Annotated in this window: 12 protein-coding genes; all 12 read right to left on the reverse strand. The window is 37.0% G+C overall.

Translation table 11 applies throughout. The annotated features are described in order from the left end of the window. Positions 1–2: 2 nt before the first annotated feature. The 12 genes from ACIEHO_RS08395 to ACIEHO_RS08450 all read right to left on the reverse strand — a co-directional run bounded on the left by ACIEHO_RS08395 (position 3) and on the right by ACIEHO_RS08450 (position 14,913). The gene (locus ACIEHO_RS08395; protein ID WP_406970604.1) at positions 3–956 is read right to left on the reverse strand and encodes a D-ribose ABC transporter substrate-binding protein; all 954 of its coding nucleotides are present in this window, start codon (positions 954–956) and stop codon (positions 3–5) included. Between the two features lie 19 nt (positions 957–975). Then, complete coding sequence (locus tag ACIEHO_RS08400) at positions 976–1,947, reverse strand: transketolase family protein (protein ID WP_406970606.1); 972 nt, start codon at positions 1,945–1,947, stop codon at positions 976–978. A 6-nt stretch (positions 1,948–1,953) separates the two neighbouring features. Then, positions 1,954–2,778: a transketolase gene (locus tag ACIEHO_RS08405; RefSeq protein WP_406970608.1), complete on the reverse strand. Its 825-nt coding sequence runs from the start codon at positions 2,776–2,778 to the stop codon at positions 1,954–1,956. Positions 2,779–2,797: 19 nt separating this feature from the next. After that, complete coding sequence (locus ACIEHO_RS08410; protein WP_406970610.1) at positions 2,798–4,213, reverse strand: L-fucose/L-arabinose isomerase family protein; 1,416 nt, start codon at positions 4,211–4,213, stop codon at positions 2,798–2,800. A gap of 110 nt (positions 4,214–4,323) precedes the next feature. Then, complete coding sequence (locus tag ACIEHO_RS08415) at positions 4,324–5,091, reverse strand: DeoR/GlpR family DNA-binding transcription regulator (RefSeq protein WP_406970612.1); 768 nt, start codon at positions 5,089–5,091, stop codon at positions 4,324–4,326. Between the two features lie 232 nt (positions 5,092–5,323). Continuing rightward, a complete protein-coding gene (locus ACIEHO_RS08420; protein WP_406970614.1) occupies positions 5,324–7,552 on the reverse strand; it encodes a DUF5916 domain-containing protein in 2,229 nt (742 codons plus the stop codon). A gap of 80 nt (positions 7,553–7,632) precedes the next feature. Beyond that, complete coding sequence (locus ACIEHO_RS08425; RefSeq protein ID WP_406970616.1) at positions 7,633–7,872, reverse strand: hypothetical protein; 240 nt, start codon at positions 7,870–7,872, stop codon at positions 7,633–7,635. 42 nt (positions 7,873–7,914) lie between these two features. After that, on the reverse strand, positions 7,915–9,249 hold the full coding sequence (locus ACIEHO_RS08430; protein ID WP_406970618.1) for a pectate lyase family protein: 1,335 nt from the start codon (positions 9,247–9,249) through the stop codon (positions 7,915–7,917). 23 nt (positions 9,250–9,272) lie between these two features. Next, a complete protein-coding gene (locus ACIEHO_RS08435) occupies positions 9,273–10,745 on the reverse strand; it encodes a pectate lyase family protein (protein WP_406970620.1) in 1,473 nt (490 codons plus the stop codon). Positions 10,746–10,777: 32 nt separating this feature from the next. Continuing rightward, positions 10,778–12,193, reverse strand: coding sequence for a nucleoside hydrolase-like domain-containing protein (locus ACIEHO_RS08440; RefSeq protein WP_406970622.1), 1,416 nt, complete (start codon positions 12,191–12,193; stop codon positions 10,778–10,780). An 11-nt stretch (positions 12,194–12,204) separates the two neighbouring features. Further along, complete coding sequence (locus tag ACIEHO_RS08445) at positions 12,205–13,599, reverse strand: pectate lyase family protein (RefSeq protein ID WP_406970624.1); 1,395 nt, start codon at positions 13,597–13,599, stop codon at positions 12,205–12,207. Between the two features lie 60 nt (positions 13,600–13,659). Continuing rightward, positions 13,660–14,913: a hypothetical protein gene (locus tag ACIEHO_RS08450; RefSeq protein ID WP_406970626.1), complete on the reverse strand. Its 1,254-nt coding sequence runs from the start codon at positions 14,911–14,913 to the stop codon at positions 13,660–13,662. Between the last annotated feature and the right edge of the window lie 27 nt (positions 14,914–14,940).

Here is a 14,940-nt window from a genome sequence, read left to right on the forward strand (position 1 = left end):
TTTTAGTTTTTAGAACCATATGAACCAAATTCATCAATATTTCTTTTAGTAACCACCTGAACGGCCAATGGTGTTTTGGCACCAAAATCGCGCTTTCCGTTTAGGTACTGGTCGGCCATTTCGGCAGCTGTTCGCGCCATGGCTTTTGGCGATTGCATTACGGTAGCTTTTATTTTATCGTCGGCAATGGCATTCATGACATCATCGGCACCATCAAAACCAAAAACCATCACACTATCTTGTTTTCCCGAAGCAACCAAGGCCTGATAAGCCCCCATGGCCATAGCGTCGTTTCCACAGAAAACAGCATCAATATCGGGATTGGATTGCATTACGGATTCCAAAACCTCCATAGCCTTGCTTCTATCAAAATCGGCACTTTGCTGGGCCACCATTTCTAGTTTAGGAAAATGGTCAACCACGCTATGAAATCCTTTTGAACGGTTCCACGTGTTATTGTCGCCAACCAACCCGAGGAGCTCTACATATTTTCCTTTTTTATTAAGCTGACGAACAAAATATTCACCCAACTCTACACATCCAGAAAAACTATCGGAAATAATTTGAGATGCGGGTATATCTAAAGAATTCACTTCCCTATCCATACAAAATGTGGGCACACCCGCCTTTTTTGCACGTTTTACGTTGGAAACAGAACCTTCGGAATCCGTGGGATTAAACAATATAGCACTGTATCCTGCAGCAATTAAGTTTTCGAAATGTTCGGCTTCTTTTGAAGTATTGTTTTGTGAATCGAAAATAGTAGCTTCATAGCCCAATTCCCGTGCGCGTTCGGCAGCCGATTCTCCCAAAACGACAAACCAAGGGTTGTTAAGTGTTGAAATAACAACTGCGACTTTTTTGGTTTCGTCTTGGTTTTTGTTTTTACAGCCAAATGTGGTGAATATGGCCAGTAATAAAATTAGATGTTTTAGTTTGTTTCCTTTAGTTGGCATCTTTATAAAAATCTAATTTTTAAATTTTCAGCAACTTTTTACCTGTTTCGTAAATACCATCTTTTGAAATGCCGTAATGGTTAAAAATCTCGACTTGCGACCCCGTTACCGTATATTCATCTGGGATACCGACAATTTTAAACGGATTTTTGAAACCTTTTTGAAACAAATGCGAAGCGCAAGCTTCACCCAGTCCACCGTTCACCATATGCTCTTCAACCGTTATGATTGGTCTGCCATTTTCAGCAAGTTCTTCCAATAATTTTACATCAAGCGGTTTGATGGTGTGCATACTTACCACAGTGGTTTTAACACCATGCTCGTCCTCTAGCTTTTTGGCTGCAGTCCATGCTGGGTAAACCGTTTCGCCCGTTGCAACGATAGCTAAATCGTTACCTTCTCTTACCACACGTCCTTTTCCAAATTCAAATGTTTTATTGTCTTCATTTAAAAACGGCATGGCTTTTTTACCATAACGCATGTAAACTGGTTTATCGTGTTTGGCGGCCAAACGCACAGCTTGTTCGGTTTCAAAATTATCGGCAGGAGCCACAATGGTTATATTATTAATGGCGCGTAAAACCGCAAAATCATGTAAACTATGATGTGTTGTTCCTAATGCTCCATAACTCACACCAGAACTTATTCCAACTAAAGTCACGGGGTTATCCGAATAACAAACATCGTTTTTAATCTGCTCTAAAGCACGTGCACTTAAAAAACAGGCCGGCGAAACGGCAAATGCTTTTTTTCCCGCGGAAGCCAAACCTGCGGCCACACCCACTAAATTCTGTTCAGCAATACCCACCTCAACAATTTGATTTGGGAATTTTTGCCCGAAAGGCACCAATTTTCCAGATCCACGCGAATCGCTAGTAACTGCAATAATATCTTTATCGGTTTCTGCCAAGGCTTGCATCGTTTCCGAAAAAACGACTTGGTTGGCTTCTCCCATTTTTAAATCTTTTTCTTCTATTTTATCTAATTCCATAATACTTTAGATTGAAGCTTCTACGGCATTTAATTCTGAAAGAGCCAATTCATATTGCTCCGGACTTGGTACACCATGGTGCCATTTTATGTTGCGCTCCATATAACTAATCCCTTTACCTTTTATAGTATGGGCAATGATGAAGTTAGGCTTTCCTTCTTCTAGCGGACCATTGTTTAAAGCATTTTCAAGTTCTTCAAGATTGTGACCGTCCACTTCTTTTACAGCCCAACCAAAAGATTCCAGCTTTTCACGAACGGAATTGGTATTCATCACTTCGCTATTGTCGCCTGTAATCTGCTGCTTATTGTAATCTAAAATAGCATATAAATTATCTAACTTGTAGTGAGCAGCAGACAAAAAGGCTTCCCAATTGGAACCTTCAGGCAACTCACCGTCACCTAAAAGCGTAAATACTCGATGCGGTTTGTTATCCAATTTGGCAGCAATAGCCTCTCCAACACAAATGGGCAAACCATGACCAAGTGCGCCTGTATTTTGCTCGACTCCATTCACTTTTTTTGTTGGGTGACCAATATAATGCGACTGGTATTCACAAAGCGTTTCTAAGTCTGACATCGGGAAAAACCCTCTATCGCCCAAGGTTACAAAAAGTGCTTCAACACAATGCCCTTTACTTTGGATGTACCTATCTCTATTCGGATTTTGAAAATCGTTTGGGTCTACATTTAAAACCCTGTTGTAAAGCACGTTCAAAGTATCAACACATGATAAGCTTCCACCTGTATGACCTGCTTTAGCTTTATAAATGTATTTTAGTAGGCTCTTCCGAAGAAAAACCGATTTTAATTTTAATTCTTTATTCGTCATTATTTAGATGATTAATCTATTATCCTTTGTGATTGTATATTTCCCAACCCATATAATTTCCTAAGGCCTCCTCTAAGATGGCTCCCGTTTTTGAAGCATTCATCACAACGTGGTGCTCAAAACCGTTTTTACAAACATGGTTCATTAAACCTTGTAAGTCTCCAATTTTGGCAACAGCTCGGTTACCAAATGTTTTTAATGGATCGTCGGTTAATTCACCTTCACCAAAATATGCTTTAATAATGCCTTTGGGGTCGTCTGTACTAATTCTTCCGTAGGTTAACGGCATGGCTGGAGTACGACCATCTAGTGCCCCATAGGTGTTTTCAACCCCTACCGAAGTCCCTAAAATGGGTGCGTTGCTAATTTCGATATCTGGTAAAAACGATTTTGCCCAGTTACCGCAGTGGAACAGCACACATTTCTCAGGGTCGTCTGCGTAATTATTGTTCCAATCTACCAATGCACTCGGCGAACCTGATGCCAATTGCATGGCGTACATACTTAACGTACCGGTAACATCCACCTCACAGGCTGATGGCAACATATTTTCAGACATAATACTCATACTGGTGCATACGTTGCAACCATAATTTTGCTGTAAAGAGGTCCAACACTGAATGGCTGTTGCGTCCAATTGATATTCCTCTACATACTCTTTTAAAACCACATCCAGTTTTGCCATTTGTATCATGGCTGCATCTGGGGTTTTTCCTTTGGGCGCATACGCATTTATAGATTCTATATGTTGTTTTACTGACGCATCATCTTTTGAAAGTTTATTCGCTTTACCTAGTATTTCAGATAAATCTGCCGTTACTACGGTAATACCATTTCTTTGTAATATTTTTTCGGAAAAACGAACCGTGTTAAATGCCCCTGGACGTGCTCCGATAGCTCCTATTCGAATATTTCTCAAACCTTTTACAACTCGGCAAACCGCTAAAAAGTCCAATAAATCCTTTTGAAATGATTCGCCTGAAGGAAATGATACATGCTGACTTGTTAAAGAGTATTTTATTCCGTACTGATACAGGTTGTTACAAACTGATATTTTCCCACACCAAGAATCACGACGATTGGCCACGTTCATTTTAGACAATTCATCTGGGTAGGCCTGTATTAAAACAGGAACGTTAAGGTTGGCTAATTTTAAGGTATCTGCCACACCTCTTTCGTCTCCAAAGTTTGGCAACAAAACTAATATTCCTGCTAATTCTTCACTGTGTTTTTTAAAAAGTTCGGCACATTTCTGAGAGTCTTTATAGGTTTCAACACCACCCAATTTGGTGTCTGTCGTTTCCAAAAGAATGGGATTAACGTTAAGTTTTCCAAAGACATCAATAATTTCTGTTCTAGCTTTTTCAACTAAACTATCTGGGAAAAAATCACGATTACCGACAATGATTCCTATGCTTAATGCTTGTTTTGGCATATTATTTTTTTTAGTTTATTTAGGTTTTTCAATAATTCGTTAAAAGTAGTAAATACAACATAAATTGAGGTAACTTTTAAACGGTGGTCAATTTTATAAAAGTAAGTATATTATGCTATAACAACTTCTATTTCATGTCTTTTAAATACTTTTTTATCGTCTTCCTTTATTGTCGAATCTGTTATAAGATAATCAATCAACGATAATGCGCCTAAGCTAGCTAGAGCCGTTTTTCCGATTTTGGTGCTATCTGCTACTAAATAGGTAATATCTGCTGCATCAATCATGGCTTTTTTAACCACCAAATCACTGATACTAGGATAGGTTAAACCCGATTTTAGGGATATTCCGGCTGTTGCTAAAAACAGTTTTTGAACATTCAAGCCTTCAAAAAAATCAGCCGCTTTTTGACCCGTGAGCGATAAAGTTGGCGGTTTAAATTCACCCCCAGTCATAATTACCTCAATACCGGGTTCGGTTCCCAACATTAATGCAATATTTAATGCGTTGGTAATAACGGTTAGATTTGAATAGCCTTTAAGTTTTTTTGCTATTTCGGTGGTTGTGCTTCCTGAATCAAGAATTATGGTATCTCCGCTTTCAATAAAATCCAAACATTTAATGGCTATAGCTTCCTTTAACTCTAAATTTTCCTGATGGACTAACGAGAAATTCTTGACATTATCCTCCATGTCTTTAAGGAATGCCCCGCCATGTTCGCGTACAATCAAGTCTTTAGATTCCAGTTTTTCTAAATCCTGCCTGATTGTAACTTCAGTAACCTTGAATAACTTGGCTAAATCCGCCACTTTTGCAGACCCATCTTCCTTAAGTAATTCAATTATTTTTTCTCGTCTTTTGTTTGGTAATAAAGCCATAGTGCAAATAAACGAAAATAACCGTAAAATAACGAAAAAGAAAAGAAAAAAATACAACTTGTGGACAATGTTTCACATTACCATGCAGTTACTAAATACCCTTTGCAGTATAAAAAATCCCAATCATTCTGAATTGTATATTTTGGGTTCCTTCTGGCTGTTTGTAAAATAACACTTAACATCAAAAAAATTTAAAGATATCAAAAACATAAAAGGTCTTATTTGTAAAACCCTAAATATTCAACCAATACGTTAACTTTGCTACTAAAGCTCTGTTCCTTTTTTGAAAATTACTAAAAATCTCGGTATTGTAATTATCTGTATATACCAGAAAGAAATCTGAAGCGGGAGCGAAACGCCATTGAAGCCGAGTATTGATACTTAAATTCTCAATCCTGCTATTGTACTGCAAAAAAGTAGACCAAAATAGTTTCTTGGAAAAGGTAAACTCTGTACGCGGGCCAACTAGCCAAAAATTTGCCTTTTTAAACTCACCACCTATATCGATTTTAGTATATTCATAATCCATTGCGATAGAACCAAACGGTTGAAATCTATAAGTAAAACCTCCTTCTATACCTATTTTTGTTCCCTGATAAAACCTCCCAATATTTGGACTTATTTGATAAGAAAACGCCTGTCTTACATCAGATTCATAAGAGACTGTAAAAAATGTGTTCTTATGCTTTGTTCCAGCTCGAAAGAATACATCGTTTGCCTGTATTCGCGTAGGGTCAAAATCCCTCAACAGAATAAAATCCTGAAGCTCAAAACCAATATTGAAATTATGATTGTTTGAAAAATTCGTTTTTAAATCAAATTTTAATTGCATTTCCTCCAAACCAAAATCTTCAATTATGGGGTTGTTGTCCTTTCCTAATTTGTAAAAAATTCGGCTATCTGCCTGGAAAGTGATTTGAGTTATTTTTTCGTTCTTTGGAAAAAACCTAATATCAAATTCTGGACTAAACATTAGTATATCCCTTCTGGGCACAAAACCCACTTCGGCATCAAATCCATCACCTACTAATAATGATACGATCTCGGCTCTATATCGCCTACGATTATATTCCAATTGAAAGAACGAATTATATTTCGTTTGCTTTTCATTAGGCGTCATGGCTTTCATTACGCTTGCCTTTCCCAACCAATAATTATTCTTTGTATTTAAAGTATATTCGACACCTGCAACCCGGTCATATTCATCCGCGGTATTGCCAAATCTATTCGAATTAAATGCTTGTTTGTTTACCAATATAAAAGCTATATTAGACCTATCAAACACTTGTTGTTGGGCCGCCAATACGGTATAATTAAAGCTTGGTAAATCATTTTCTTTTTGTGATGCAGCTTGCAAAGACAATAAGCCAATTCTTAGTTTATTATTAAGTTTGCCACTCAATCTAAAACCTCCATAAATAGCGTTCTGAATATTATTTTCCGTTAACGTATCAATAGACACACCTATTCTTCTAGAGAAAAATGGCCTAGCAGAACTGGTACCAAAACTGGCAAAAAGGTCGGCATTCTCAAGAAAAAATTGCCGTTTCTCTGGAAGCGATATCTCAAACCTATCCAGATTATTTACTTGCCCATCAACTTCTACTTGAGAAAAGTCGGGATTTAATGTCAAATCTAAATTAAGGCTCGACGTAATGCCTAATTTTGCATCACCTCCCATATTAAAATTAGGCTGAAATTTTGTTTCTGAAGGGTTTTCGTAATCTCTAGAAGCACCTACTAAGGCATAAGGAATCAAGGATATCCTTTTACTCGGCTTTTTAAGAGGATTTTCCCAGACTATATCGGCCGTAAAATTTAAATTCATTAAATTGTTCTCTCTCGAGGTTCCCATTAAATTAGAAATCTCGTTGTTTTGCACGTCATTTCTATAACAGTTGAACCCCCATTTGGCTCCCCCTTCTTTATATCTTATTGAACTAAAAGGAATTGCCAACTCACAAATCCAATACCCCTCATAAATTTTTGCATTGCCGTACCATTTGTTATCCCAAGAGATATCAATGGCGTCACTGTTTTTTCCTCCATTGGAAATTAGCGCTTCTTTTTGCGCCCCTAGAGCATTCATGCTAAATTGAAAAGCATTAGTTCTGTCTAGATAGGTATCGAAAATAAAATTTACATTGTCACTTGTTGAAAAACTAAAATCTCTCTTTAAAGACTCCACCCTAAAATTTTTACCAGATGAATAGCATTTTGCTGTCACATATAAGAAATCATCATCATAACACATCATAATTTCTGTATCCCCTAATGCATCAGTATTATCCTTTGGGAAGTATTGACGGAACCCTTTAATCAATTGGGATTTTTGCCAAGATAGTTCACTTAATTGCCCGTCTACTACAATTTTATCAACAGTCCTTCTTATATAAATTTGAGGCACCCCCTCTATTTCAGTGTCAATAGTGCGTTGTTGGCAAAACAACAATAATGGCATTAATAGAGCTAAGCTTGCACAAGCAAACCTTAAATAAGAAGTACAAAATATTAGCTCTATTTTGCGCACATTTAATTTGTTTATTTTATTATTTCAAGTAGAGCCACACAAGGTTTATTACTTGGAGTCTCTAAAGCCACTAAGCCACGGTAACCCCAATCGTGTTTACCGCCATCCCATTTTACCTCGACAACTTGTCCATCCAGACCTCCTATGGAATAAGCACCATAGCCTTCGGCAGTTGGAAAAGCTAATTGCTGAGCTATTGTAGCATTTAGGCTGAATACTACAACAAGCCTTATTAAATGGATTATTTTCATAATACGAAACATTGTTGCTGTTTTGAAATTTTATTTTGAGCTTTAAATACTATTTAAATAGACTTCCAACATGGTGTAACCTTTAGCTGTTTTTTGGTTCCTATCGGAAGCGTCTTTAGGGTTGAGTCCTTTTTTCTTTTCCCAATGGTCTGGCATACCATCTTGGTCTGAGTCTTTTGGTGCTTTTTTACTTTCAAGTTTAGGCCACCCTCCTACTTCTTCTTGGCTTTTAATAATTTTACCTGTACGATTTTTAATGCCTTTTACAATACGCTCATCTACCGCATCGCGTTTTGGTAAAACTGCTCCACCAAATTCCAAAACTTTATTGTAAGCATCAACAGCATCTTTTGTGTTTACCAATCCTGTTTCAAAAGGTTGGGTTTGCTTATAGGCTTTAATTTGATCTTCTCTCCATTCTTTATTGAATTTAACCAACTCCCATTGGTTTTCTGGACTCTTTCCATCGTAATAATTCCCCGAAAAATAACTTTTGTTATATGGAGAACCTGTTGAGTAAGTAATTCCATTAGCTTTTGAATCTTGCCCGGGAATAAGATAATTGCCAACATAATTAAGCTTGGTTACACTTACTTTATCGGCATTATACCCTGCGTGATCACCACCCCAATTGTATAGCACATTATTTCTAAAATCTAATAACAGGCCTTCTGGGTCTTCGGTGTGTGGGTTTGAATTGTAATTTCCAGGGCGTGGGTTACGTCCTCTATTACTTGCATAAAGGTTATAAAGATAACTGTACTTTGCTCCGCCTGTACCTCTAATTAATGAACCAAACCCATGGTTATCTGGGTTTAGCGCTTCGGTAATAAAGCACCATTGTACCGTTACATGGCTTAAAGTAGGATGCTTAGTTGACGAGGATAAAATTTCATCTAGACTCCAACTGGCCGAACAATGGTCTACAATAATGTTTTTTCCTTTTGAAATAGAAATAGCATCTTTCCCTTGTTTGCTTCCTATACCATGCAAACCATCTCCTAGACGCACACGAATGTATCTAATAATAACATCATCTGCAGCTACAGCTATGGTTTCTCCCCTTAAGCAAATGCCGTCGCCCGGAGCCGTTTGCCCTGCTATGGTAATTTTAGGGTTTCTTATTGTAATGCGCTTTTTTAAGTCGATGTTGCCAGAAAGAGCAAACACTACCGTTCTTGCACCTTCTTGATCTACCGCCCAGCGTAAACTCCCTTCTCCATCATCATTTAAATTGGTAACGTAAAGCACTTTTCCGCCTCTACCGCCTTGGGCATAGGCACCAAAACCTTCGGCTGTTGGAAACGCTAATTGTTGAGCCACCAGATTATTTAGGCTAAAAAATAATACAAGCCCAATTAAATTAAATACTTTCATAATATGAATTTTATTTTGAATTTTTATATGCTATTTAAATACACTTCTAACATGGTATAACCGTCTTTTCCTATATTATTTCTATCTTTCGAATCATTGGGGTTAAGTCCGTTTTTCTTCTCCCAATGGTCTGGCATACCATCATGATCAGTATCCTTGGGCGCTTTTTTACTTTTATATTCTGGATAAGCGTTTTCGCCAAAAGCCAACATGGGGTTATCGATAATTCCCTTTTTTTGACCGTAGAAAGGATTATCAACATACCCATCTTTTTTTCTTTTGTCCATATATTTCGGACTGGTTCCCGCTCCTGAAGCTGTTCCTGTTTTTACTTCATGAACAATGCGTTTATCGACATCATCCCTAGGAAACGCCCCTGATTTCTCTAATACACTTTTGTAGGCTTCTTCTGCAGATTCTATTTGGAGTGTATGTGGCATTTGAAAAACATCTTTAGCGATTAATTGTGACCTAGAAACACCTGCTTTCTTATAAGAATCAGCATCCAAACCAAGGGAATTGTCTTTATTTAAGGCTTTATTGGCACTACCTTTCATAATATTTCCTTTCATATACCATTTCGCTATTAAAGAGTCTCCTTGAATGGAATGATGTGATGATTGTGCAAAGTATGATTTTTCACTTCCTGGGTAAGCTGGCCCTGGTTTGTAATAGTTATTAATAAAATTACAATTATAACTTCCATCGGCAATTTCAATATATGCTCCATAAGCTGAATTTGCCTTTCCCCAGTTATAATTTACGTTATTCACATACTCATACTTCACATTTTTATCATGATGCTTACTGCCATTAAATCTTGGAGTTCTGCTATTGTTATGTGCTAGTAAGTTATGGTGATAAGTTGCATGTTGTCCTCCCCATTGGATACCATAACTTCTAGCACCTTTGGAATGTCCTGAGGCGTATAGTCCTTCATGTACAATACACCATTGAACTGTTGTAAAGTCGTTGTCATACATGGTCATATTTTCTTCACCAGACCAACCAAACGTACAGTGATCGATAATCACATTATTTGCGTTTTCGATACCGATAGAACCTCCTTCTACAAAGGTGCCATCTTCACCTAGTCCCATTCTAAATCTAATGTGACGAATAATTAAATTAGAGCTTCCTCCTAGGTTTACTTTATTTCCACGAATACAAATACCGTCTCCAGGAGCAGTCTGTCCTGCCAGCGTTAACCCTTCTTTAAACTTACCCCGTAATTCAGCTTTTAAATTGATAATACCCGAAACCCGAAACACAATAGTTGTTGGTTGCGAAACAGCTTGTTTAAACGCCCAACGCAAACTCCCTTCAATTTGGCCTTCTTGGTCATCTTTCAAATTGGTAACCTCAATTACTTGACCACCTCGACCACCTTTTGAATAGGCCCCAAATCCTTCAGCTTCCGGAAAGGCGAGTTGTTGAGTATTTGATATTGAGAAAAAGAATAATGAAAAGACTAATGCTATAATATACTTTATCATGAATAAGTTTAATTTATTTTTAGTAATAGTTGTTATTCAACTACATCAATTATAATTCGTTTATATCTTGTTAAGCGAGGTGTACCATGGTCGGTAACAGCAAGTATTATATGTATAGTTCCAGTACCCGGAGGCATCACACGACTAGTTTTTATTTTTAGCCAAGCTTTAGGTTGATCAAACCCAACGATATCATGTTTAATACCAGTTCTAGAGTTTGACATGGCTCGTGTTCCTGCCTCTTCATAGCAAAACCATTCGTATGACAATGGGTCACCATCAGGATCCGTTGTGCTAATGGCACTAAGTTCAATACGATTGCCTTTTTTAGCCTTTACATATGATGGTGTATCTAACTTCACCACTGGTGGATGATTTGCCTTTTCATAGGGTAAAATAGTCCAATCCATTCTTGCAGCAAAATCATTTTGATACGCTTCACGCCATCTCCATACCGTTGCTTGGTTGGTTTCATGCCATTCTCCGTCTTTACCTAACACTTCATCATCGGCATTTGTCCAAATTGGATGTGTCTCGGGTTGATAGAACCACTTTTCAGTTTTTGGTGTATACAATTCATAGCGACCTCCCCAACTTCCCCAATTGGGATGTTCAGGGTTATTAAGACCATTATTTATGAGATAAAGAAAAGAAGGCGTATCTCCTTCCATCATGTATTCCCAGTGTGGGTACATTTTTCCTAAGGGACCTTTTTTACGTATGTTGCGTTCAAGCCATTCGTTAGTAACTAATTCAAAATCCGCTCCTCCAAAACGCCCATGAAACTTATCACCACCAATACCTATCCAGGTAGAATGATGAAAACCACCGCCAGCATTGGCACCAGGTGTAACTATATAGAAAAGCTCCGGAAATTCTTTACGTATCCATGGGCCGCTATTATCTTGATCGGAAATTGCGTAAACACGAAGCTTGGCAACAAATTTGTCAAGATCTTGCTTTGAACGTGTGTTACGTACTTTCCACAATGCTTGAGCCAAAACACTTGGTCCTCCCCAAACATTCACCCATAATGGTCTTGAATCTTTATTATCTACTGTTTTTATAAGTAATTCTGATCCCGGTGAATCTTTACCTTCTCCAACACCATCCATTCCTCCAATAGGTATTCCTTTTGAAATGCAATCTTCTAAATATTCAGCTTCTGGATATCCAGTTTCATGAAGTTCTAAATTGTCACGTACTTTAGCATAGTTTTCAACTATCTGTTGAATACGTTCAGGATTAACCTCATCTTTTACCTCAGTTGCAACAAGTCCTTCAATATCTATTTGGTTAGCATAGGTCATTAATCTTACCATAGACATTTGGTCATCTGGATCACCACCAATATCGGTAAGAACGAATAATCTAGGTTTTTCTTGAGCTAATAAAATATTTACTCCAAAAATCGTAAAAAATATTAGGGACTGAATTATTTTGGACATACTTATATGTTTTATTTTAAAGAGTTCAAATAAATTTCCAACATAGTATATCCATCTTTGCCTGTATTATTTCTGTCATCAGCATTTTTTGGATTCAGATCGTTTTTAAGTTCCCAAGTATCTGGTATTCCATCATGGTCTGTATCTATTGGAGCAGGTAAACTTTTAAGTTCTGGCCAACCACCAACATCAGTTTGCGAATCGATAATACCGGTCTTTTTTGAAGGATTAACAACATCAACTATTTTTTTATAACCTTTTCCCTCATAAGTGGCGTAACCACCTTTCACTTCTTGGATAATACGCGTATCAAGCACGTCCCTTTTCGGTAATTTTGCACCGGCTTCCTTTAGCACGAGTTTGTAAGCTTTTTCTGCCGATTGCTCGTTAATTGGCATGGCCTCCCAAGGCTCATCCATTTTAACTTTATCAAAAGAAATATCAGTTTGTACTCCACCATTCCAATTATCGTCCGAAACCATTTCGTTCCCTTCAACCGTATTTTTATTGACATACCATTTACCAAAATCATCAACTTCATTTCTATAACCAGGATTGGCAATTCTATAAGATACCTTACCTGGCTTTGTAGCTGGGCCAGGCTTGTAATAGTTACCTACAATATTAAAGGTTGAAAAATTAAATTTATCATTGCCCTTCTGTTGTGCTTCACCACCATATAAACTTTGATACCCCCAATTATAAACCACATTATTTCTGTAATCGGTATAGCCAGAACCTGAAGCCATTCGAGGGTTACGACTAGAATGATGCGCCAGTAAATTATGGTGATATGTGCTGTAATTACTCCCCCATATACCACCAAATCCATGAGAACCCTTTACATGGTTTGAACCACTTAAACTTTCTGCAATGAGACACCATTGCACAGTAATGTTACTACAATGGTAAATGGACATGCATTCATCAATACTCCAGCTGGCTGATACGTGATCTACTATGATGTTTTTGACGTACCTGCTGGATACTGCATCATAATCTTTTCCTGAAACATCGCCTGGTCTAACCCTGATATACCTAACAATTACCTCATCTGCTCCAATACCTAGAGGATGATTTTTAAGACAAATACCATCTCCCGGCGCTGTTTGTCCGGCAATAGTAATGTAAGGGTTTTTGATATTAATTGGGCTTTCAAGCTCAATATTTCCAGACACCTTAAAAATCACAGTTCTAGGGCCTTCAGCCTCTATAGCTGCACGAAGACTTCCTTTCCCTGAGTCTTTCAAATTGGTGACTTCAATAACTGTTCCGCCTCGACCACCTTTCGTGTATTTCCCATAGCCTTCAGCAGTAGGAAAGGCTAATTGATTTTGTGCATAACTGAAATGTGCTGATAACAAGATTGATATCAGAAAAATTATTGTTGATACATTTTTATTCATTGTTTTTTGTTTTATTGATTAATTTAATTTTTTAAAAAAATGCTTACTTATTTGTATTTTTTATAATCTTTGATTTACTATATTATTATAATTTGACCCAAAGGTATATCGAATGCCTAATTCCGATGACATTTCAAAATTAGAAGCCAACTTTCTCTGCTGCAATAGTATATCATCCCTTGATGTTTCACCTGCTGGAAGATATAATTGGTCGTGTATTAAATCGGTGTCCAATTCCACGAAAAAAGACAATCCTCTTGCGACTCTAACCGAAATATTGGTCTCAAACGACACCTTATTTTTTGAAAAATCGTGGAAATAATGTGAAGCTTCCAGATCACTTTCTATTGTGCCCCAAGGCTGTCTTAATACCAATGATACTCTAAGCGCCTCAGAGGTTAGCCATTCTTCAGACTCATCATATATTGTTATTTCATTATATTTAAAATAGTTGGCCTTAATATGATAGGCGAAGGTGAAGATTTTGTTATCCGATTTGTCCCAAGGAAAAATATTATATTCAATGGCAGGTTCAAAATTTGTTCCAGTATTAATATTAATATAGGTAGAGGTATAAATTTTACCAAATACACCTACGGACCATCTTGGGCTCATTGAATAGATTAATCTTGTCTTAAATTCGGCTTCTTCTTTAGTGGTTCTAATTACTTCACTATCACCATTATAAATTTTTCTATTCAAGTCATATGATATTTCCGATTTAAATTTAGAAATATCATTTATTCGGTCCGCTTTGAATGCACCACTCAAATCATATTCCTTTTTGCTTTTTTCTCCTTCAAATTCGGTACCTAATTCAATGCGGAAAATCCAATAGTCCCATGGATCCATTTCCGGTTCTGTTTCATTGGCTATTTGGTTATGATGCTCAATATCAATTTGAGATATATCCGAAGTTCTAGACAAATAGGGTAAAAGACCAATGTCGATTAACTTTAACAACCTTTCCCATTTCACAATATCCGTGTCATCTTGTGTAGACATTGTTTTTAGTTTATAGTTAATATCTGAATACTGATTGGCTCCTATAAAGTTTATAACATACTCAGTGCCATTGCTTCCCGTCCCTTGTTCGGTTACAAAAAGATGTATACCTGCCAATTTTGGGTCTCTTACAAAATCTATATACTCTAAATTATTACGAAAGAAATTAAAATTGCAATCATCACAATCAAGATATATTTTAATCTTACTATCCACTGGTTCATCTAATGTTTCATCGATTGAATTATTTTGCGAATAACTAATTAATGAAAAAAGTAATAACGCTATATTCAAAAAAGCTAGTTTCATTTTAGCTATTATTTTTATAAAATCTTT

Source organism: Flavisericum labens (assembly GCF_045446075.1).
GTDB lineage: Bacteria > Bacteroidota > Bacteroidia > Flavobacteriales > Flavobacteriaceae > Flavisericum > Flavisericum labens.

Coding starts and splice junctions, on each gene's coding strand:
- ACIEHO_RS08395 (WP_406970604.1), bottom strand. CDS start 956: ATGCCAACTAAAGGAAACAAACTAAAACATCTAATTTTATTACTGGCC.
- ACIEHO_RS08400 (WP_406970606.1), bottom strand. CDS start 1,947: ATGGAATTAGATAAAATAGAAGAAAAAGATTTAAAAATGGGAGAAGCC.
- ACIEHO_RS08405 (WP_406970608.1), bottom strand. CDS start 2,778: ATGACGAATAAAGAATTAAAATTAAAATCGGTTTTTCTTCGGAAGAGC.
- ACIEHO_RS08410 (WP_406970610.1), bottom strand. CDS start 4,213: ATGCCAAAACAAGCATTAAGCATAGGAATCATTGTCGGTAATCGTGAT.
- ACIEHO_RS08415 (WP_406970612.1), bottom strand. CDS start 5,091: ATGGCTTTATTACCAAACAAAAGACGAGAAAAAATAATTGAATTACTT.
- ACIEHO_RS08420 (WP_406970614.1), bottom strand. CDS start 7,552: ATGCCATTATTGTTGTTTTGCCAACAACGCACTATTGACACTGAAATA.
- ACIEHO_RS08425 (WP_406970616.1), bottom strand. CDS start 7,872: ATGAAAATAATCCATTTAATAAGGCTTGTTGTAGTATTCAGCCTAAAT.
- ACIEHO_RS08430 (WP_406970618.1), bottom strand. CDS start 9,249: ATGAAAGTATTTAATTTAATTGGGCTTGTATTATTTTTTAGCCTAAAT.
- ACIEHO_RS08435 (WP_406970620.1), bottom strand. CDS start 10,745: ATGATAAAGTATATTATAGCATTAGTCTTTTCATTATTCTTTTTCTCA.
- ACIEHO_RS08440 (WP_406970622.1), bottom strand. CDS start 12,193: ATGTCCAAAATAATTCAGTCCCTAATATTTTTTACGATTTTTGGAGTA.
- ACIEHO_RS08445 (WP_406970624.1), bottom strand. CDS start 13,599: ATGAATAAAAATGTATCAACAATAATTTTTCTGATATCAATCTTGTTA.
- ACIEHO_RS08450 (WP_406970626.1), bottom strand. CDS start 14,913: ATGAAACTAGCTTTTTTGAATATAGCGTTATTACTTTTTTCATTAATT.